17 protein-coding genes are annotated in these 19,248 nt (G+C 60.3%); 7 read left to right on the forward strand and 10 right to left on the reverse strand.

What is annotated here, in order from left to right; translation table 11 throughout:
- Nucleotides 1-55: 55 nt before the first annotated feature.
- Nucleotides 56-3,004, reverse strand: coding sequence for an Ig-like domain-containing protein (locus L6R21_21405; GenBank protein MCK6561763.1), 2,949 nt, complete (start codon nucleotides 3,002-3,004; stop codon nucleotides 56-58).
- A 1,191-nt stretch (nucleotides 3,005-4,195) separates the two neighbouring features.
- Between L6R21_21405 and L6R21_21410 the strand changes: the two genes are divergently transcribed.
- From L6R21_21410 to L6R21_21435, 6 genes are all read left to right on the forward strand, one after another.
- The gene (locus L6R21_21410) at nucleotides 4,196-5,329 is read left to right on the forward strand and encodes a hypothetical protein (GenBank protein MCK6561764.1); all 1,134 of its coding nucleotides are present in this window, start codon (nucleotides 4,196-4,198) and stop codon (nucleotides 5,327-5,329) included.
- A gap of 200 nt (nucleotides 5,330-5,529) precedes the next feature.
- The gene (locus tag L6R21_21415) at nucleotides 5,530-6,426 is read left to right on the forward strand and encodes a class I SAM-dependent methyltransferase (protein ID MCK6561765.1); all 897 of its coding nucleotides are present in this window, start codon (nucleotides 5,530-5,532) and stop codon (nucleotides 6,424-6,426) included.
- A gap of 271 nt (nucleotides 6,427-6,697) precedes the next feature.
- A complete protein-coding gene (locus L6R21_21420) occupies nucleotides 6,698-7,393 on the forward strand; it encodes a cyclase family protein (protein ID MCK6561766.1) in 696 nt (231 codons plus the stop codon).
- Between the two features lie 117 nt (nucleotides 7,394-7,510).
- Nucleotides 7,511-8,488, forward strand: a complete 978-nt coding sequence (locus tag L6R21_21425; GenBank protein MCK6561767.1) for an SMP-30/gluconolactonase/LRE family protein — start codon at nucleotides 7,511-7,513, stop codon at nucleotides 8,486-8,488.
- Nucleotides 8,489-8,848: 360 nt separating this feature from the next.
- On the forward strand, nucleotides 8,849-10,255 hold the full coding sequence (locus L6R21_21430) for an FAD-binding oxidoreductase (GenBank protein ID MCK6561768.1): 1,407 nt from the start codon (nucleotides 8,849-8,851) through the stop codon (nucleotides 10,253-10,255).
- 349 nt (nucleotides 10,256-10,604) lie between these two features.
- Nucleotides 10,605-12,032 (forward strand): caspase family protein, encoded by a 1,428-nt coding sequence (locus L6R21_21435; GenBank protein ID MCK6561769.1) that lies wholly within the window; start codon nucleotides 10,605-10,607, stop codon nucleotides 12,030-12,032.
- A gap of 148 nt (nucleotides 12,033-12,180) precedes the next feature.
- Here the strand turns inward: L6R21_21435 and L6R21_21440 are convergent, their stop codons facing one another.
- From L6R21_21440 to L6R21_21470, 7 genes are all read right to left on the reverse strand, one after another.
- Nucleotides 12,181-12,390 carry a CcmD family protein gene (locus tag L6R21_21440; GenBank protein MCK6561770.1) on the reverse strand — a complete coding sequence of 70 codons (210 nt, stop codon included), beginning with the start codon at nucleotides 12,388-12,390 and terminating at the stop codon, nucleotides 12,181-12,183.
- A 116-nt stretch (nucleotides 12,391-12,506) separates the two neighbouring features.
- Nucleotides 12,507-13,214 carry a cytochrome c biogenesis protein CcsA gene (gene ccsA, locus L6R21_21445; GenBank protein MCK6561771.1) on the reverse strand — a complete coding sequence of 236 codons (708 nt, stop codon included), beginning with the start codon at nucleotides 13,212-13,214 and terminating at the stop codon, nucleotides 12,507-12,509.
- Between the two features lie 60 nt (nucleotides 13,215-13,274).
- Nucleotides 13,275-13,952, reverse strand: coding sequence for a heme exporter protein CcmB (locus L6R21_21450; GenBank protein ID MCK6561772.1), 678 nt, complete (start codon nucleotides 13,950-13,952; stop codon nucleotides 13,275-13,277).
- Nucleotides 13,949-14,692 (reverse strand): heme ABC exporter ATP-binding protein CcmA, encoded by a 744-nt coding sequence (gene ccmA / locus L6R21_21455; GenBank protein MCK6561773.1) that lies wholly within the window; start codon nucleotides 14,690-14,692, stop codon nucleotides 13,949-13,951. The genes L6R21_21450 and ccmA overlap by 4 nt, the downstream gene beginning before the upstream one ends.
- A complete protein-coding gene (locus L6R21_21460; protein MCK6561774.1) occupies nucleotides 14,689-15,093 on the reverse strand; it encodes a zinc ribbon domain-containing protein in 405 nt (134 codons plus the stop codon). The genes ccmA and L6R21_21460 overlap by 4 nt, the downstream gene beginning before the upstream one ends.
- A 17-nt stretch (nucleotides 15,094-15,110) precedes the next feature.
- Entirely contained in the window at nucleotides 15,111-15,605 is a 495-nt protein-coding gene (locus L6R21_21465) for a cytochrome c-type biogenesis protein CcmH (GenBank protein MCK6561775.1), read from the reverse strand.
- 67 nt (nucleotides 15,606-15,672) lie between these two features.
- The gene (locus tag L6R21_21470) at nucleotides 15,673-16,152 is read right to left on the reverse strand and encodes an EVE domain-containing protein (protein ID MCK6561776.1); all 480 of its coding nucleotides are present in this window, start codon (nucleotides 16,150-16,152) and stop codon (nucleotides 15,673-15,675) included.
- Nucleotides 16,153-16,360: 208 nt separating this feature from the next.
- On the opposite strand from L6R21_21470, the gene L6R21_21475 reads away from it, so the two are divergent.
- Complete coding sequence (locus tag L6R21_21475) at nucleotides 16,361-17,431, forward strand: hypothetical protein (protein ID MCK6561777.1); 1,071 nt, start codon at nucleotides 16,361-16,363, stop codon at nucleotides 17,429-17,431.
- Between the two features lie 30 nt (nucleotides 17,432-17,461).
- Here the strand turns inward: L6R21_21475 and pyrF are convergent, their stop codons facing one another.
- Together pyrF and L6R21_21485 are read right to left on the reverse strand one after the other, a co-directional pair.
- The gene (pyrF, locus tag L6R21_21480; GenBank protein ID MCK6561778.1) at nucleotides 17,462-18,313 is read right to left on the reverse strand and encodes an orotidine-5'-phosphate decarboxylase; all 852 of its coding nucleotides are present in this window, start codon (nucleotides 18,311-18,313) and stop codon (nucleotides 17,462-17,464) included.
- A 264-nt stretch (nucleotides 18,314-18,577) separates the two neighbouring features.
- Entirely contained in the window at nucleotides 18,578-18,958 is a 381-nt protein-coding gene (locus L6R21_21485) for a carboxymuconolactone decarboxylase family protein (protein MCK6561779.1), read from the reverse strand.
- Between the last annotated feature and the right edge of the window lie 290 nt (nucleotides 18,959-19,248).

Raw genomic sequence — 19,248 nt, forward strand, 5'->3', positions numbered from 1 at the left:
CCGGCCCGTCGCGATTACCAGTTAAATTGAACAAGCAAGAGCTTGCGCCTGCACGCTACCGGATCAGCGCCAGCTTGCGGGTGGCGATCATTTCCTCGCCGGAATTCTGCAGCCGGGCGCGCAACACATAGAAATAAACGCCGGAGGGCAGCGGCTGGCCGGCGTGGTCGCGGCCGTTCCACCGCGCGCGATGCCGTCCTGCCGGCAGGGTTTCGGCCAACAGCACGCGGATTTGCCGGCCGGTCAAATCATAAAGCTGCAGTTCCACCTGCGCCGCCTGCGGCAGCGCGAATTGAATCACGGTTTCAGGATTGAATGGATTCGGCGAATTCTGATACAAAGTGAATTGCTCCGGCACGACAACTGGATTTTCCGCCACGCCGGTGGTGGAATCCCTGGCTTGCGCAATGAACTCCACGCTGGCGCGCGGCAGCGAATCCAAACTTGCGGTCAGGCGGTTGAGGCCGGGCTGCGGGCCCAAGCGCCATTGCGCCTGCACCACACCATTGCTGTCGGAAGACACGCTGCTGTTGCCGGCCACGCTGCCGCCGCCGGCGACAACAGTGAATTTCACCCGGCCCGCATTCACCAAATTACCGAACTGGTCACTGATCCGCGCCATCACCGGCAGCGCCAGCAACTGATTCACCCGGCCGGTTTGTTGATTGCCGCCGGCAATCTCGATCCGGGTTGCCGGCAGCGCCACGAAGCGAACCAGCAGGCTGTCATGCAAAGCGAGATCGTCAGACATCACCCGCGCCTTGACGGCCTTGCGCTGCGCTTTGGTCGAGCGTAACTCCGCGATGGCAACGCCCAAGCTGTCGGTGGGTGTTTTGGGTTGAATGATGAAGTTGTTCTCGCCCGTGGCGCTGATCGCCACCAGTTTGCCCGCAGCGGGATTGCCGAAATCGTCCTGCAGGGTGATCTGAATGTGCGCGGCAGATTGACTGTCTGCCGGTACGACGGTTCCGTTGACCAGCGTGATTTTCGAACGCAATGGACTCACTGCGCCGGTGATCGCCGTGGCGACGAAATGCAGCGGCGCCGGCGGCAGGGGCCGGCCGCGGAATCCCGCGGTTGCAGTCACGCGCTGCTGACCGGCAGCGGTGCCCAGCGTCCACTTCACCGCAGCAAGCCCTGCGCTGTCCGTGACGACTTCCTGGCTGGGTTGCCAGCTTGCCAGGGAACCATTACCCTCCACGACTTTGAAAAGTACCGGATAATCGCGCAACGGAGCGCCCGCGGCATCCCAAAGTTGCACCACCAGCGGTTGCGGCAGCGGTGTGGCAATGGCCGCGCTTTGCCCGTTGCCGCTCACGACTGCCATCGTGTCCGGCGGCGCGGTGATCACGATGAACTCGGCCCGCACAGTGTCGCTCACGGCGCTGTCCGGCCGCACCAGTACGCGGATGGTATCGCCATAGACGTCGCCCGCGATCAAAGCCGTGCCCGCTTGCGCCAGGCTGTCGGAGAGCACTGTCTGTTCGAGCGGAAGCTGCCCGTGCGCAAAATGGCCGCTGCCGTTGACAATCCGGAAAGTGACCGGCTGTTGCGTGAGCGGATTGTTGAAACGATCACTGACTTTCACGGTCAGCGGCGCGGCCGGAGAATTGACCGGCACCAGTTGCTCTCTTTCGCTCAGCCTGGCCAGCGTTGCGGGTTTGCCGGAATGTGCGCTCGCGAGGCAGGAGATCGGCGAGCCGGTCAGCCCGGGCGCGCGCATCTCGACCTGCACCTCGCCCGGCGTGGTGCCCAGCGTCAGCCGGGCGGCCGCTTTGCCGGTACTGTCCGTCGCAACGGTGACTTGATTGACGCCATTGAACGTGCCGGCGCCGCTCACCACCACAAACTGCACGGGATGATTCTTGAACGGCTTGCCATATTGATCCCTCACCAGCGCCACCAGCGGCTGCGCCAGCGCCAAGCCCACTTCGCCAGTTTGACCGCAACCGCTCACCAGACTCAACTGCTGCGCCACGGCGTTGCGGACGGTCGCCGCTTCGACCACGTTGGACATGCCGCTGCCATTGCCAGCTTCATCGAACACGCGCAGCGCGAAATAATACGGCGTCTGCGGCTGCAAGCCGGTTACCGTGAATGTCTGGGTCAGGCCGGCGGCCAGCGGCGCCGGCGGATTGGGCACCAGCGTGGCGGTGTTGAAATTGTAGGCGGCAATCGGCCAGGTGGCATAACGAATCTCCAGGCTGTTGGCGCGACCGGCGTTCTCATTGTCGCCGGTGGCGGTCCATTGCAGCGTCACGGAATTCATCGTGCTGTCGATCGCGCGCAAGTCCTTCACCTCGCCGGGCGGAATCGCATCGCTCTGCACCCAGGTGATGGTGAAGTCATCGACCTGGTTGTTCAATTGCTCGCCGTGAATGAAAACGCCGGCATACCAATAGTTGTCCTTGGGAAATTCCTTGCTGCGGTCTTCCAGCGTGGCGTCCCAATCGTTGTTGACGTAGTAATCGAAGTACACTGCTTCCGGCTGCTGGCGAATGTAGGCGGTGACCACGTCGCCGGCCACCGGATTGGCATGGGCGGGCTGCTGATCCACGGATTTGCCCTGGCGGGGATAGTATTCCCACGTGCCGTTCTTGATGATCCACAACCAGACTTGATTCCAGTTGTTGCGATGCCACAGCCAATAGCCGCTGGCATCGGAAGAGGCGTCATCGAGCATGAGCGCGTGCGCCCCTTCGCGAATGCCCAGGGCATCGGCGTTTTTGCCCCAGCGGTAGGAGACCGAAGTGATGGTGCGCCCGGGTTGGTTGAATACCGGCTTGAACACCGCCAGGTAGCGCCATTCGTAGATCGCGGCCGGTGTGAGCCACAACTCACCGTCGACAATCTGCCAGTATTGCGGATCGTAGGCCCAATCCGGCCCGACCTCGCTGCGGTTGAAATTGTCCACCACCCGCAGGGTATCCATGCCGCTGCTGCTGGTGCGCCATTCGAGTTGGAGATGGTCGGACAGGCCCAGCTCGCGCCGCAAGGCGGCCACGTGCGCTGGTTCCGGTTTGGTTTGTTTTGAATCGGAAGGAGATATTGCTGTTGCTGCGTTCACCCAGAATGCTGCGCTCACGCCAAGAACTGCAAGGAGGCTTCGTTTCATTGTCAGCGCCCGGCAAGGTTCAAGGAAATTTGTCATGTGATCGCAACCGTGCGATAGACCGGGCCATTTCCGCGTTGGGGGCGGGAGCCGGCACCTGCTGCCTTGCCTGGCAAAACTCAAAGGCAATACTAGCGTTGAGCCGCAGAGACTGCGGAAAGCGCGGCGGGTGAATCACTGCCCGCCACTCTTGCTGTCGGAATGCGGTCCGGGAACTCACTGCTCGGGGCGAGGCTGGAACCGCCAGACTTGCTGCATGCTTTCGCCCCTCCTGCGCATCTACAGCAAGTGACGTGCCCATGTGTTTGCGAAATCAGACGGACTGAAATCGTCCAGGTGACTCCGTACCTCGATCAACGCGGCCATGATGGCAGCGGGCCTCTCGCGCAGGCCGGCAGCAGATATCTGCATTTCAGAATGAATCCAATGCAAACACGTACACCGGATCTTGTCCGCATCGCGTCGCGCAGCACGAGAGCAGCATCAAGGAGACCCTCCTGGAAAGAGCGGCAACTCCTTGGAAACGAAAAAAGGCCGGCAGTGGGAGTTCTTTTTGATGGTCACACCGCATTCGGCTGGTTTTCTTTGGTTTGATTCGGCGGGCCGTTGTTTCAGGCTTGGCCGGTCTTGCTACAGTGAATTCTCCTGATACGTTTTCCACCGTCCTGCACTTGACCGGCGAGCAATAGGCGCTAGGGCACGACGCGATTGGAGAGCAGCCGAGCCGCGCTCTGAAAATTCCATCAGAATCTTCTTGACAAAGAGGCCCTGTTTTCGCAAACTGCCGCCACTTGGCTTGAGGGGCTGCTGCGTGCAACCAAGCGAGAGGCCGGCAGAACAGGAGGAGTTTGGTCATGCCGGCGCTTCGGGTGCCTGCGGGGCAAGTCAATGATCCCCCATTCAAACAACACGACCAGTTCTGGCAAGAAACGCAAGCCGTTTGCGGCTGGTGCTTACCACCGGCGTATTTGCATTGGCGACGCCGAAACACTCCGCGGCAAGTGCAGCCGGAAGCAGTGTCAAGCGAGCAGATCATTCCATTTAGCTTTTGACATTAACAAAGATTGTTGGGAGGAATGTGACATGCTGAAGAAGATCTCGTGGATTTTGGGTATCGCGCTTTGCCTATGGGTATTGAACAGTTGCGGCCCCAAAGCGGCCCGGGTTACTGGTGAAACGGATCAATTTGGCTGCCAGGAACCGCCACCCTCGGTGTTCACCGCCGCGGGCATTGACGCCGAATTCGCGCAATCGAAATTCGGCAAAATCGTCACCGGCGACATCAACCTCAAAACCAATCCCGAAGTCATTTCCCTGGCAAGCAAGGCGGTGACGGATTCCAGAATCAGCAGCTACTTGCGATGCCTGGCCATCCATCGCGACGGCTACACCAAGGAACAGGCAGCGTACTTGGAAGAATTGACCAGCTTCATGCGCACGGGTCCGACCGCCGAAGAATTCATCAAATGGAAAAGCGAGAATCCCTTCCCGGGGACCAAGCCGGAGGCGGGCAACGCCACCAAACAAGACGAGCTGGTGCAAGCCCGGGAAGCGATCCAACAGCTTCAACAGGAAGTGCAGGCAGCGCAGTCGCGCTTGGAGCAGTTGAAAGCCTCGGAATGGAGTGCCATCGCCCGGTCGCACAACTGGCTTCCTGAAAAGGAATGTGACAGCGCGTGGAAAAGCAATGAAGGAGAGGGCCGGGACGCGGCCGGCCGGCGGGTGCGGGTGAGAATCAACACGCTGACGCAGGAATACCGCTGGGTCTTTGCACGTTCGGATGTGGTGGAAGCCTACTCGCCTCCCATTGATCCGCGAGCTCACGTGAAAAAATTGAACATCAGCAACGCCAAGTTCGGCATTGTTTGCGTCGGCACGGCCTCCTCCGAGGGCGAAAGGGGAGAAGAAGAATCCCGCGCCAAAGGCCGCGCCGAAAGGCTGCAGATCATCTTTCGCGAAGAATTCAACAATGTGCCGGCGTTGTACAGCCTCAGCCTGGGCCAGTTTCAACACAAGCAGAAGAGTTTCAATCCGCAGGCCACGCGCGACGAGCGCAGAGTTATTGTCATCGAAATACTCGATCGCGACCAAGAGGTGAATCTCACGGAGGCGATCAAGGATGCTTTGCTGAAAGTCATTGAGAAAGTCAGGCAGGAAGGGGCAATCCCGTTTTGGGATTTCAGGGATTATACTGCTTTCGATCTCTACGGGGCCTAGGAACGATTCCGGCGGGAGAAGTCGTGGACGCTGGAGCCCGTCGCGATTTCTCCCCGAGCCGTGCCGGCACTTTGGCGCCTCTCTATTTCAATGCAACTGACCAGGTGCCGGGGGGAGCGGCCGTGGTTGCAGCAACAGCTTGGAAGACGCAACAATTCTATGAGGACAACATGCAGGACGCACTCAGGAGGATTCCTGGAATGAAGGCTATTGCCCGTTTGGCGATGCGGCTCGCCAACGCCGCCCAATCAACGATGTCGCCGTTTGTGCAGCATTTTTCTGCCGGCCACTTCTATTCACCTTTGCCCGACGTCAAATGGCTGCGCCGCCAACGGCGTGCTCTCTTCGACCGCACCGCCACCGAATGCCCCGGTGTCGACCTCCGCGAGGCACAGCAGCAAGAAGTGCTCGATGAGCTGGCGGTCTTCTACGATGAACTCCCATTCCCGGCCTCGCCCGACCCTTTGTTTCGCTACCACTATGAGAATCGTTATTTCTCATATGGCGATGCGGTGGTGTTGTATGCCATGCTGCGCCGCCTCCGGCCGCAGCGAGTCGTGGAGGTGGGTTCGGGATTTTCCTCGGCGGCCATGCTGGATATTGACGAGCGCTTTCTCGGCGGCAAGACGCAGTTTACCTTCATCGAGCCGCATCCGGAACGGCTGCTGGCGTTGTTGCGGCAGCAGGATTTGCACCGGTGCTCGGTGCTGCAAATGCCGGTGCAAAAAGTAAATCTGGCAACATTCGCTGCACTCGCGGCCGGTGACGTTCTCTTTGTGGACTCTTCCCACGTCGTCAAGATCGGAAATGATGTCCGGCATCTTCTCAGCCAAGTTTTGCCGCGCCTGCGCGCCGGCGTGGTGGTGCACTTCCACGACATTTTTTGGCCGTTTGAATATCCGGAAGAATGGGTGTTCGGCGGACATGCCTGGAATGAAGCATATTTTCTCCATTCCTTTCTGCAGTTCAACACCGCCTTTGAGATCGTCTACTTCAATTCGTACATGGCGGTACGGCATCATGAGAGGCTCCGGGAAAAGATGCCGCTCGCTCTGAAGAATGCCGGCGGCAGCCTGTGGCTCAGAAAAACGGCGTGACTTGCTGCGCTACGCCGGCCCGGTACCATGGCCTGCGCAAGCCCCCTGATCGCCAGCGCCTCTTGCAGCGTTGCCCGGCACGCCGGCCCTTGCCGGCGAATCCGCCTCTCGCGACCCCGCCGCGAGAGGCGGCAAGGCCGTGGTTTCTCCCCCGCGTCTCTCTTGCTACAACCATTCACCAAATCCTTGCCGGATGACAGCAGGAGTGCATGCGCTTATCGAGCTTGCCGCCCGCCGCCTTTTGTCCACCAAACCAACCGGAGTGAAAAGCATGCTGGAGATCGTTGATTTGAGTCAGGAAATCTTTTCGGACATGCCGGTGTTTCCCGGCCTGCCGGCAGTCAAGATCACCATGCACGTTTCGCACGAAGAGTGGGACGGCCTCGCAGGAAACGAAATCGTCTCACCCGCGGTGAATCGCCTCGAACTGGGCGAACACACCGGTACGCACGTCGATGCCTTCAATCACATGGCCCGGCAGTATCGTGGGCAATCCATCGACACGATGCCGCTCACGCTGTTTTACACCGCAGGCCTCTGCCTGGATTTGTCGTACAAACGTCTGCGCGAGCTGATCACGCCGGAGGATCTCGAACGGGCGCTGGCCGCCGCGGCGCTTGCGATCAAACCGGGCGATACCGTGCTGCTCTACACCGATCACTATCGCCGCGCCTTCGGCACCGATGATTGGCACCACGGACCGGGCCTGAGCACGGAAGCCGCGCGCTGGCTGGGGCAACACAAAATTGCCGCGTTCGGTGTGGAACCGGCTGCGCCGGGCGTGCGCCATGTTTCCAACCAGCAGGTTCATCATATTTGCGGCGAAATGGGTTTCACGCATTATGAGAACATGATCAACTTGCATCAGCTCATCGGCCGCGGCCGTTTTCGCTTCATTGCGTTGCCACTCAAAATTCGCGGTGGAACCGGCTCGCCGGTGCGCGCGGTGGCGGTCTGGGAAGAATGAGCGAGAAGAGTTGCCGTTGATTCCCGCGCCGGCGTTCGGACGAGTTGAACGGAATACGCTGCCCCGCGTCTCATGCTGCAAGCGCGCACACAATGTGTAACCGAGAGGGAAATAGTGTTGGACCTGAAGCCATCGATACGCTGCCGCCATCCGATTCACTCCGGCCTCGCACTCCGGCTGGCCCTGGCCATTGCGCTGGCAAGCCCGGCCGCCGGCCAGCGGGTGCCGGTCGAGGTACTGATTGAGAATCGCTTCAACGCCGGTGAGGGATTGTGTTTCAATGGCGAGGGCCGCCTGTTTGTCGGCGCCAACCGCGCCGTGTGGGAAATCACGCCCGAGGGCGAAGCCCGCAAGCTGGCAGAGTTCACTTCGAATTTGGGCATGGCACCCATCGGCGAACGTGATCTGCTCAAGGCGGATTTTGGCCCGCTGGTGTTCCCGCAACATGGCCCCAATCATGACGGCGTCGTGTATCGCCTCACGCCGGAGGGCGACACCACGACCGTGGCAAGCGGCATCGGTGATCCCAACGCAATCGTCGTGCTGCCCGACCGTTCGTTTCTCGTTTCCGACGACTTCACGCACTTCATCTACCAGGTCACACCAGCAGGCACAGTGAGTGTGTTTACCGAGGCGATTCCGTTTCCCAACGGCCTCGCGCTCAGCCCTGACGCCGGCGTGCTCTACGTGGCGCGCATTTTCCGCCGCGCGCCTGATTTGCCGGCGCCGGCGCGTTTTCAGGACTTCAGTGATGAAGTCTGGCGCTTGCCGTTGCGCAACTGCCGGCCGGCAGCATCACCGGAAGTGATTTTTCGCACCGGTGGAGAATCGGGGCCGGACGGTTTGGCGGTGGATGGGGAGGGGCGAATCTACCTGGCTGCGGCACGCGCCGGCCAGCTTTGGCGCATTACGCCGCAATCCGGCAAAGGCGAATTGCTGGTAGACGAGCTGCCCGGTTTGGCGAGCATTGCGTTTGGCCGGGGCGCATTCGATCATCAATCTCTTTATGCGATGCAGATTCGCGGCGGTCGCGTGCTCCGACTGCAGGTCGGCGCCCGCGGCGCCAAGCTTCATCTGGGCGGGCATGGGAAATGATGGTAACCGCATACCAACGCCGCCTGCGGCCAAGATTTTGACCTCGCCGGAGATTCCCCCACTCGCGTCGTGCCTGGAGAGACACCCCAAGTTGCAAGCGCGCTGGAACAACTGGCATATGCCTGCGTATATTCCCCGCCGCTGTCCAGACACGACCGCGCGACCTTTGGTGTTCACATTCCCTTTCTGCCGGTGCCGCCTTCCGCATCGAGATCAGCCGGCAGTGAGGGCAGGCTCAGACGCGTGCGTCTATTCGACGCACCCTCTCCTACTTTCTGGTGAAGCAAGCCCGGTGTTTGCGGAGCATTCACGAGCAGGAGAAGCGTGCGCAGCGGTGAACCACAATCCCAAGGAGAAGCAATGCCAGACCTCAAGCTGAAACAAAACGTCATCGACGATTTCAAGTCCCGCCTGCGCGGTCCTCTCATTTTCCCCACTGAGTCCGCTTACGAGGAAACGCGTTCCATTTGGAATGCAATGATCGACCGGCGGCCGGCGCTGATCGCGCGTTGTCTCGGCGTGGCCGACGTGCAGGCGTGCGTGAATTTTGTCCGCGAGCACCGGCTGCCCTTTTCGATCCGCGGCGGCGGCCACAACATTTCGGGACTTGCGGTTACGGACGGCGGACTCATGATCGATCTTTCCCTCATGCGCGGCGTGTGGGTGGATCCCGCCGCCCGCAGGGCCCGCGCCCAAGCCGGTTGCTTGTTGGGCGATGTCGATCGCGAGACACAGATCCACGGCCTGGCAACGGTGATGGGCTTCGTTTCGAACACGGGCATTGCGGGCTACACCCTGGGCGGCGGTTTCGGGTATCTCACCCGCCGCTTCGGCTGGACCACGGACAACCTGCTGAGTGTGGAAATGGTCACTGCCGGCGGGCAAGTGGTGCGGGCGGACGAGAAGGAGAATGCCGATTTGTTTTGGGGATTGCGCGGCGGCGGCGGCAATTTCGGCATTGTGACGAATTTCGAATACCAACTCCATGCGATCGGCCCGGAGGTCATTGCCGGCGGAATTGCCTGGCGTGGTGAAGACGCTGCCGAAGTGCTGCAGATGTATCATGCCCTCACGCAACAGGCGCCGCCGGAACTCACTTGCGCGGCGGCCTTGCGCCTGGCACCGCCGGCTCCCTGGTTGCCGAAGGAAATTCACGGCCGGCCCATCGTGGCCTTGTTCGTGTGTTATTCCGGACCGATTGCAGAGGGGGAGAAGGTGGTGGCCGCAATCAAAGCGTTTGGCGCGCCAGTGGGCGATATTGTGCAGCGGCGGCCTTATGTGGCGCAGCAAAGTCTGCTGGATGCCACCCAGCCCAAGGGCCGGCGGTATTACTGGAAATCCGAGTATCTGTCCAAGCTCGACGCGGAGATTTTCCCGCGCGCGATCGCGCACGCGAAGGATTTCAAATCGCCGCACGCGGCCATCATCTTCTTTCCGATCGACGGCGCGATCCGCAGACTCCCGGATGATCATTCGCCCGTGGGCAACCGCAATGCCGCTTGTGTGCTCAACATTGCCGCAGCCTGGGACAAAGCCGAGGAAGATGACGCCAACGTGGCCTGGGCGCGCACGGCATGGCAGGATATGCGCCGCTTCTCAACGGGCGGCACCTACATCAACTTTCTCACGGAAGAGGAAGGCGAGGACCGCATCCGGGCGGCTTATGGCGACAACTATCAACGCCTGGTCGAAGTGAAGACGAAATGGGATTCGGAAAACCTGTTCCGGATGAACAAGAACATCGCGCCGCGGCCGCCGCGCGGATGAAATTGCCTGGCCCGGCGTGCAATTCTGAACGTCGGCAGTCACTGCAGTGAAATCCCACAGCAAAGCCCGCAGTTTTGCTGTGGGATTCTTTTTGCACGTTTGGCGTGCCGCCTCTCCCACCGTCTATCTTCCCTGGCAAAAATTTCCGCAAAATCTCGCCGATGCCGTTAGTGTCTAGACAAACACATTAAAACCCAACTTCCGCGAAGGGAGGTTCTCTCGAACCGGCAGGCCGCCGGGCGCGAGGAGGGGCCCGCTTCGCGAACCCTTGGTTTCACCGCCACCCATTGCCAGGGTTTCTATGGACAAGTCACCTCAGTTCGCCACAGGATCTGGTGAGAGATACGCCGTGATCATCGGGATCAATCATTATCGTGATCCGGGAATTGCGCCGCTGCAGTTCGCCCGCAACGATGCCACCGCCTTGCGCGATCTGCTCATTGATCCTCGCTGGGGCCTGTTCAAGAAAGAAAACGTCCATCTCCTGGTCGACGCACAGGCGACTGCCGGTGACATCCGTTCGCAACTGATCTACTGGCTGGGCGCCAATGTGAATGAGAATGATGACGTCTGGCTCTTCTTTGCCGGGCGGGGCGCCACCCTCGCCTCCCATCCCGCCACGCACGCGCTGCTCGGCCATGATGCCATGTTGAACGATCTGGAAGGCTCCGCCATCACGCTGGACAAACTGGAGGAGTGGCTGCAGCTCGTGACCGCGGCCCGCATGCTGATCGTGCTCGACTGCGGCTTCAACGTCGACGGCGACGGCCGCGCGCTGGCAACCGGCGGCGTGCCGGTCTTGTATGACGATTCCTTTCTCGCGGCGCTGGCGCAGGGCCGGCAGCGTTACGTGATTGCCGCGGCCATGCCGCATCAAACCTGCCTGGAAGACCCGGAACTGCAGCACGGCCTGCTTTCCTACATCCTGCTGCGCCAGATTCAGAGCGAGGCCAGCGGCGAGGTCGCCGGCCGTCTGAGTTGGGATGCACTTTATCAATTCCTGGCGGTGGCGGTGCCGCGCTGCGCCGAGCAGTTGGGCGCGGTGCAGAATCCGATTCGCCTGGGCAGCCGGGAGAATTTCATTCTGCTGGCGGGCGAACCGCCGGAGAGTCGCATGGCGCCGGCGGTGCCGGAAGGCGAGCTGGCGGAATTCGTGCGTGTCTTGCTGCTGCAAGCACAAGAGGCGGCGCGCACGGATCAGCTCGAGAAGGCGAAGGAACTGTTCGGCGAGATTCTGCGGCTGGAACCGGGCAATCGCCGGGCACAACGCGGCCTGCAAATTCTGCAGGCGGAACTCGAGCGCAACCAGCGTGAGCAGACGCTCAAGGATTTGTTCGTGCAGGCGCGGCGCCACCTCGACGAAAAAAACTATCTCGCCGCGCTGCAGACCTACCAGGCCATCCAGCAGTTCGATCCCACCAGCAAATCCGCGGCGCTGGGCGTCGAATCCTGCCAGGCGCTGCTGCAGCGTGATTTGCCAGGCCGCGCACCGGTGGAAGAGCCGGCAGCCGGGGAAGGGGCGGTACGCTACCGCCACATGAAGCCTTACGATCGTTACATTTGGCCCTATATCGGCTGGTGGGCCTTGCTCTGGTGTTGCTGGAAAATCTTCACCGGCGATTTCGTGAATCTCGACACGCCCTACTCCCTTTTTCAGCCCGCGGTGCAAGCCGCCTTCATCGGCGCCCTCATCGGATTCGCGCATGCCAGCATCAACTATGGCGTGATCAAGCTGGTGAAGGTCTTGCGCCGCCGCCGCCTGTTGAACAAGGCTTGACCGCAAACAAAAAGGCGAAAGCTGTTTGCTCTCGCCTCAGAAGTGATCTACAGAAGAATCTCCCCACCGCTGCACGCGCCGCCTCATGCCCCCAATGCCGCCCTGCTTCCCGCCGGTCTGGTGAACTCCCCTTGCGCCAAAGCGCCGTTCATTTCTCTTCGCGCATTTGTCGCAGCGTCGCGATTTCCTGATCCAGCCGTTTCTGCCGCCGGCTGATGGAAAAGAGATAACCCAAAATCAACACCCAAACCACGACGAATCCGGCAAACAGGAAGTTGAGATTCCTGGCCGGGGTGGAGGCCGGCGCTTGCAGCAGCAGCGCCATCCCCGACCAAACAATTGCCATTGCGAGTGCCATATGGTTGCATCCGTTGCGTTGAATTGAACTGCCAGAGCAGGGAGGTGCCGGCGGCCGTTGTCACGGTTCGGCGATCATAGCGTTGTGCAGTTGCAGAACATTGCCAGCGGCGCGCTTCAGGAAGCCGCGAAGGACATCTCCTGCTTGATCTCTTTGACGGCGAGCTGGGCGCGCTCGAGGCGCAGACGCTGCAGCAGTAGAAAAACGAACAAGCAGATGAACACCACGATGCTGAACAGAAACGTGTAACGCATGCTGGGCTCCAGCCCCGAGCCGGAGCCGCCGAAAATGACCGGCTGCGGATGCAGCGTGCGCCACAAACGGTTGGCGAGATAGACGATCGGCACGTCCACGAAGCCGACGATGGCGAAAACCGCCGCGAAGCGCGCCCCGCGCTGCTCTTCGCCGGTGTAGACGCGCAGCATCATGTAGCCGATATAGATGAACCACAGAATCAAAGTGGTGGTCAGGCGCGGGTCCCATGACCACCAGGTGTTCCACACCGGCCGCGCCCAGATCGGGCCGGTGGTCAGCACGATGGTGGTGAACAGCACGCCGATCTCAGCGGAGCAAAAGGCGACGCGATCGTGCCACAGGCGATGTTTCCACAAATAGAGCACGCTGTAGACGAAGGTCACCGGGAACGCCACCGCCAGCGCCACGATCGCCGAGGGCGCGTGAAAATAGAAGATGCGTTGCACCACCCCCATGCTGGCTTCGGTGGGAACCATGATGAAGATGTTGTAGAGGTTCACCAGCATCAGCACGGCGGTGATCATGCCGAAGATGTTGGCCCACCGTTGCAGTTTTTCCGCAGCAGGCATAGGAATCCACCTCTTGTTGAGGACAGGGTTGTGAGCCGGTGCCGAAGCAAGCGCGTGCGCTCATTCTTCCAGCACGTACTCAAAGGTCACAAAACAGACGATGATGAACACGGCATCGAAGGCGATCAGAATCTTGAGCCAGTCGGCCAGGTCCGCCCACGAGCGACCGTTGAGCGCGCCGGCGGTGGCGTGCACCGCGGCGAGAATCACCGGCACTTGTATGGGAAACAACAGAATCGGCAGCATGATCTCGCGGGTGCGGGTGTTGACCGACATCGCGCTGAACAGCGTGCCCACCGAGGCAAAGCCGATGGTGCCGAGCAGAAACACCAGCGCGGTTTTCTCCAGCCCCACGGTCAGATCGACGTTGAAAAAAATCGCGAACAGAACGAAGGTCGGAATCTCGATCAGGAAAATGAAGATGATGTTGCCGATGGCCTTGGCCAGAAACAGCAGGCCACGATCGAGCGGGGCGATCATCAGGCCGTGCAGCGAGCCGCGCTCGACTTCATGAATCATCGAGCGGTGCAAGCCCAGCACGCTTGCAAATGTGAAGGCCACCCACAGCAGGCCGGGGCCGGCCTCGCGGGTGGCGGTGCTGCCGGTTTCAAAGGTGAAGCTGAAGATCACCACCACGATGAGCGCGAACATCAGCATCGAGGAAAGCAGCTCTTTGGTGCGAAACTCGGAAAGCAGATCCTTCCACACCACCGCCCACAGTTTGGCCAGCGCGCTCATTGCTCTCCTTTCGCCACCAGCTCGAAGTAAAGCGCCGAAAACGCCCGCGCCTCCACGTTGGCGGTTGCGCCTTCCCACACGATGCGGCCGCGCAGAAAGATCACGGCGCGATCGGCCATCGCCAGGCCCTGTTGCAGATCGTGGGTCACCAGCAGGATGGTGCGGCGCTCGCTGCGCAGCTTTTGCAGCCACTGCGTCAGCATGCTGGCGGCGTGTTGATCGAGGCCGGTGTAGGGTTCGTCGAGAAACAGGATGCTGGGTTCATGCACCATGGCGCGCGCGATGGCGAGGCGCTGCTGCATGCCGCGCGAGAATGCCCGGACGCGATCGTGGGCGCGTTTCTCCAGGCCCACTTCCGCGAGCACGGCCGGGATGCGGTCGTTGCGTGCGGGCACGTCATAAAGGCGGGCGAAGAACTGCAGGTTTTCCGCCGCGGTGAGATCGTCGTAGAGAAACGTCTGGTGGCCGATGACGCCGAGTTGGCGGCGGGCGGACAACGGCCGGTCACGCAGCGGCTGGCCATGAATGGCAATCTCGCCGCTGGTCGGCCGCGTGATTTCCGCGAGAATGCGCAACAGCGTGCTTTTGCCGGCGCCGTTGGGCCCGAAGATGCTCACGCATTCGCCGACGGCCACCTGCAACGAAATGCCGCGCAGCGCATGAAAGGAGCCGTAGCTTTTGATCAAGTTGGTAATCGCGAGGGCGGGCGGGGGCGCCGAGGCGGAGGCGCTCAGGCTCATGCCAGGTTCGCTCCGCAGGCGCTGCAAAACTTGTCGCCTGCCGGCGCCGGCTCGCCGCATTGCGCGCAGAACCGGCCGGCCGGCGCGCTGCCCGCGGCTTTGGCGCGGCGACTGCCTTTGCCCGCGGCCGGCAGCAGCGTGTCCAGCTTCTTCATGAGGTTGATCGCTTCCGTCTTGTACTGCTCGCGCAGCGCAGCATGATCTTCCTGCGACAGCTTGCCCATGCGAAAATCAAAATCAATGTCGCGGATGGCGGCGTAGATTTCCTCCTTGCGTGCCTGCAAATCTTCCGCTTGATGATTGACGCTGAAGCTGAGGCGGCGCGAGGACTTTTGCAGCAGGGGATATCCGACGAACAGTGCGGTGGCCAGAATCAATAGAATACCGACAACTTCAACCATGAATGCTCCCATCGTGATTAATTTCCAGACTGGCGAAACTCCTGCTCGAAGCGATCGCCGTATTCATCAGGCGCGCTGGCTGCCGGCGTGCTTGCCGCCGCCGGCGCGGGGGAACGGCGCTGCCAACGCGACACCATCCACACGATCAACACCACGCCGCCGAGCAACGCGACGAACGGCAGCACCCACACCGCCAGGTTGAAACCTTTCTTGGTGGGTGCCGACAGGATGCGCTCGCCGTATTTGTCCACCATGGCCTGCAACACCTGCTCGCGGGATTTGCCGGCGGACACCAGGGTGATGACTTGATTGCTCAGCTCGCGCGATTCGCTGCAGATCATGCCGCCCAGACAGCCTTGCACGGTCATGCCGCAGCCGCAATAGCACGCGATCTCATTGCGCAGGGCGTTCAAGTAAGCGGGGGGAATACCGGCGGCGGTGCTGTCCGCCCGGCCGAACGCCAGGGCCGTGGTTGCCAGCCAAAAACCGAGAAAAAGAAAACGAGCGCGCATCACGTTCTCGCTGATGGTCGGGTTGGTGACGAAAAAATTTTCCCTACTCTAACCAAGAAATCGAAGACTAGCAAGTGAAATCTTCCGGTGACAGGCCACCCAGCCGCAGCACGGTTTTCCACTCCGCCGGTTTGACGCTTTGCACCGACAGCCGGCCTTTGCGCACCAGTTCCATCTCTTGCAGGCCGGGCGTGCGCTTGATTTGATCGAGTGATACCGGCGTTTTGAAATCCGCGCACCAACGAATGTCCACCATCACCCACGCCGGATTTTCGGGAGTGCTTTTGGCATCGTAATACGGACTGGCGGAATCCCAGGCGAAATGATCGGGATAAGCTTCCCGCACCACCGTGGCAATGCCGGTAATGACCTGGGGTTTGACCGCGCTGTGATAGAACAGAACCAGATCGCCCCGCTGCATCGCGCGCAGGTGGTTGCGGGCTTGGTAGTTGCGCACGCCCTCCCAGCAGGTGGTCCGGCGCGGGGAAGATTTCAAATCCTCCCAGGAAAAACTTTCCGGCTCGGATTTGACCAGCCAATAGGCCATGACAAGACTCCGTTGCTGGTTACGAATGAGGCCCGGCAACCGTGCGCGCCCGGGCGCAGCGCATGACAGAAGATCAGCTTGACATTTCCTGGGTAATATTATACATTGCGTCGCTTTTGAGCTGTTGAAAGAACCCCACCCTTTTTCAACAACCTCGAGAAGCTCCCATTTCTCCTGTGAACGTTGAACCGTGATTCGGAGAGCTGAAATGCCTTCTCAGCCGAAGGAAGTGACCCTCGCCCTGACCCCGCAGGCGCGCTATGATGTGATCGATGTGGCGAAAAGAATCATTACCGAGTTTGGAGATATCATCTCACAGTATCGCAAGATGCTGTATTGCTCCTATCACACCACCGCCGGCTTTTTCGAGCAAAGCTTCAGCGCCCGCTTGAACCACAGCCGCGAGCACGTCGATCCCTTCATGCGCGCGTTTCAAAAGCTGTTTCCGCCCAACGCCGACTACCATCACGACCAACTGCAGTTGCGCGCCGAGTTGAGCGAGGAACAGCGGCAGTGCGAGCCCAAGAACGGCGATTCCCATCTCGCCTACATCGGCTCCGGCCTGAAAAACTGCGTCACCTACGTCAACCGGCCGGGCCAGCCGGTTTACTTCATCGATCTCGACGGCATTTATGAGAACATCGCGCGCACGCGGCAAACCCGCGCTTTGGCCTACAATGAAGAACAGGTGACGCATCGCGAGAGTTTTGCGGTGCACGTCTCCAAACATCCCATCGATTCCATCAATCTCAAAGACAGCCGCCTGGGCTTGATCGACCAGCTCAACGCCTGGGTGCGGGATTATGACATTCAGAAGGGCCGTATCGACATCGCGCTCGACACCAGCGAGCGCAACGCCGGCCTGACCGTCAACGAATATGAAACCCTGCTCATGCGCCACGATCTCGCCGAGGTGCTGCGCGATCCGCTCAAATTCATGGCGCGCCAGGGCAAGCACATGCTGCTCGATCCCCGGGCCATTCCCTACAAAACCATCAACTACGCCAAGTACGACTTCGTGCACTTCTTCAACGAGCTGATGGATGCCTTTCGCGTCAGCGAGTCCGTGGTCGAGCGCATTCTCTCGACCTTCATCCGCGTGCCGGCGGAGCGCTTTCTGCGCATGAAGCGCAGCATCAGCCTGCTGGTTTCCGACAGCGAGCAGCCCGGCCTGGGGCGCGTGGTGCAGGGCACCTACCAAAGCCCGATTCTCGTGCAATGGCGCGAGGCCGCCAAGCAAGTGCGTTACCTCGACGTCACGCTCACCCGCTTTGAATAATCTCACTTCCTGCCGGACGGCCGGCGGCGCTCAGGCTTTGGCCTGCAGGCCGGCGCGCATCTGGTTGCGCAGCGCCTCGGCCTGGCGCGCCGCTGCTTCAGCAAAATTCCTGCTGTAATCCGCATAGAGGATCGCGCGGCTGGCGTTGATCACCGCCAGATCACCGGCCGCCGTCGCCCCCACCCGCACCGCTGACTCCAAATCTCCGCCTTGCGCGCCCACGCCCGGAATGAGCAGGGGCAAATGCGGGCATCTCTCCCGAATTTTCAACAGCTCGGCCGGATGCGTCGCGCCCACCACCAGGCCGGCGTTGTTCCTCACATTCCAACGCGCGACTTGTTCGGCTACATGCAGATACAACGGCGTGGCCGCGCTGCCCTCCGGTCCTGCGGGAAAATGTTGAATGAGTCCGCTGCCGGGATTGGAGGTGCGGCAGAGAAAGAACGCGCCTTGGGCGGGATTTTCCAAGAAGGGCAGGGCGGCGTCTTCGCCGAGGTAGGGATTGACGGTAACGGCGTCAAAGGGCAATTCCTGCAACACGGCGTGGGCATAAAGGCGCGCGCTGTTGGCGATGTCACCGCGTTTGGCGTCCGCGATGCGAATGGCCGTGGCCGGCAGCGCCGCGGCCACTTCCGCGAGCGCCGACCAGCCGAGATTGCCGAGTGCCTCGAAGAAGGCGAAATTGATTTTGAACGCCGCGGCAAAACTGGCGGTGGCGGCGATGATTTCCTGGCAGAAGCGCACCAGGCCGTGCGCCGTGCGCGGCAACCCGGCCGGCAGTTTTTCCATTTCCGGATCGAGGCCGACGCACAACAGGCTTTGGCGGGCGGTCAAAACTCTGCGGAAGCGCGCCGTGAAAGTCCTCTCTTGCTGGTTGAGCATGCGGAAATGGTAGGAGAAAAGCCCCAAAGAAGCAAGGCGAAAGTCCGGAGGGCAGGGCGTTGGTGAACAGCGGCCTGTCTGTCATCTGTCGTCGTGTTGTTATCACGCTGTCATCCAGGAGGGACCTTTTGAAGAACTGGGCACGGTGCCAAGTTATTCAAAAGATCCCTCCTGGAGGACAACTGGAGGATACCGGCACTGTACCCGATTCTTCAAGAGATCCCTGCTGGATGACACCTGCCGGACGGCACCGGGCCCAATTCTTCAAGGCAGATGCGGCGGGGAGCTGACGTCATCGGCGTCGAGATCGCCGTTTTCTTTCTTCTCCCACAGCCGCTGCACCAGGTCGAAATCGAAATTGGCAATGTCGGTGCGGTCGACGATGGCCGCGGCATTGATGGCCACCGCGATGCTGATCGCCTCACCGACTTCCTCGCGGGTGGCGCCGTAGCGCACCGCTTTGGTGACGTGGCCTTTGAAGCAGCCGTGGCAGCCGGCGGCCAGCGAAACCGCCAGCGCGATGAGTTCCTTGGTCTTTATGTCGATCACGCTGTGCTCGGCGTGATAAAGCTCGTCGTAGAATTCCAGGTATTTCTGCTTGAAGCGGTCAGGAATCATTTCATAAGACTTCATGCGTTTGGGCATGGCAACTCCTTGAATGGTCGGATGCGGGAAAATGACAGCAGCCGGCAGCGCGGCGTTTTTAATCTTTTACAAGTTCAATCGTTGTAAAAAAAGCAAAAATTTTTTGGAGAGGTTGCATTTCGCCCAGTATTCATAGGGGTTTTATGCAACTTTTGCAAGTCTCCAACTTTTTAAATTTTCGTTTAAAAGCATTCACGCAAAGACGCAAAGACGCTAAGGGTTTGTTAAAAAATAAGCTTTACAATTAAATATTTTGTGTTATCTTGTAGACATGCACAATTTAAAGGCCT

This window comes from bacterium (assembly GCA_023150945.1).
In the GTDB taxonomy this organism is placed as follows: Bacteria; Zhuqueibacterota; Zhuqueibacteria; order Zhuqueibacterales; family Zhuqueibacteraceae; genus Coneutiohabitans.

Coding starts and splice junctions, on each gene's coding strand:
- L6R21_21410 (MCK6561764.1), top strand. CDS start 4,196: ATGCTGAAGAAGATCTCGTGGATTTTGGGTATCGCGCTTTGCCTATGG.
- L6R21_21415 (MCK6561765.1), top strand. CDS start 5,530: ATGAAGGCTATTGCCCGTTTGGCGATGCGGCTCGCCAACGCCGCCCAA.
- L6R21_21420 (MCK6561766.1), top strand. CDS start 6,698: ATGCTGGAGATCGTTGATTTGAGTCAGGAAATCTTTTCGGACATGCCG.
- L6R21_21430 (MCK6561768.1), top strand. CDS start 8,849: ATGCCAGACCTCAAGCTGAAACAAAACGTCATCGACGATTTCAAGTCC.
- L6R21_21440 (MCK6561770.1), bottom strand. CDS start 12,390: ATGGCACTCGCAATGGCAATTGTTTGGTCGGGGATGGCGCTGCTGCTG.
- ccsA (MCK6561771.1), bottom strand. CDS start 13,214: ATGCCTGCTGCGGAAAAACTGCAACGGTGGGCCAACATCTTCGGCATG.
- L6R21_21450 (MCK6561772.1), bottom strand. CDS start 13,952: ATGAGCGCGCTGGCCAAACTGTGGGCGGTGGTGTGGAAGGATCTGCTT.
- ccmA (MCK6561773.1), bottom strand. CDS start 14,692: ATGAGCCTGAGCGCCTCCGCCTCGGCGCCCCCGCCCGCCCTCGCGATT.
- L6R21_21460 (MCK6561774.1), bottom strand. CDS start 15,093: ATGGTTGAAGTTGTCGGTATTCTATTGATTCTGGCCACCGCACTGTTC.
- L6R21_21465 (MCK6561775.1), bottom strand. CDS start 15,605: ATGCGCGCTCGTTTTCTTTTTCTCGGTTTTTGGCTGGCAACCACGGCC.
- L6R21_21470 (MCK6561776.1), bottom strand. CDS start 16,152: ATGGCCTATTGGCTGGTCAAATCCGAGCCGGAAAGTTTTTCCTGGGAG.
- L6R21_21475 (MCK6561777.1), top strand. CDS start 16,361: ATGCCTTCTCAGCCGAAGGAAGTGACCCTCGCCCTGACCCCGCAGGCG.
- pyrF (MCK6561778.1), bottom strand. CDS start 18,313: ATGCTCAACCAGCAAGAGAGGACTTTCACGGCGCGCTTCCGCAGAGTT.
- L6R21_21485 (MCK6561779.1), bottom strand. CDS start 18,958: ATGCCCAAACGCATGAAGTCTTATGAAATGATTCCTGACCGCTTCAAG.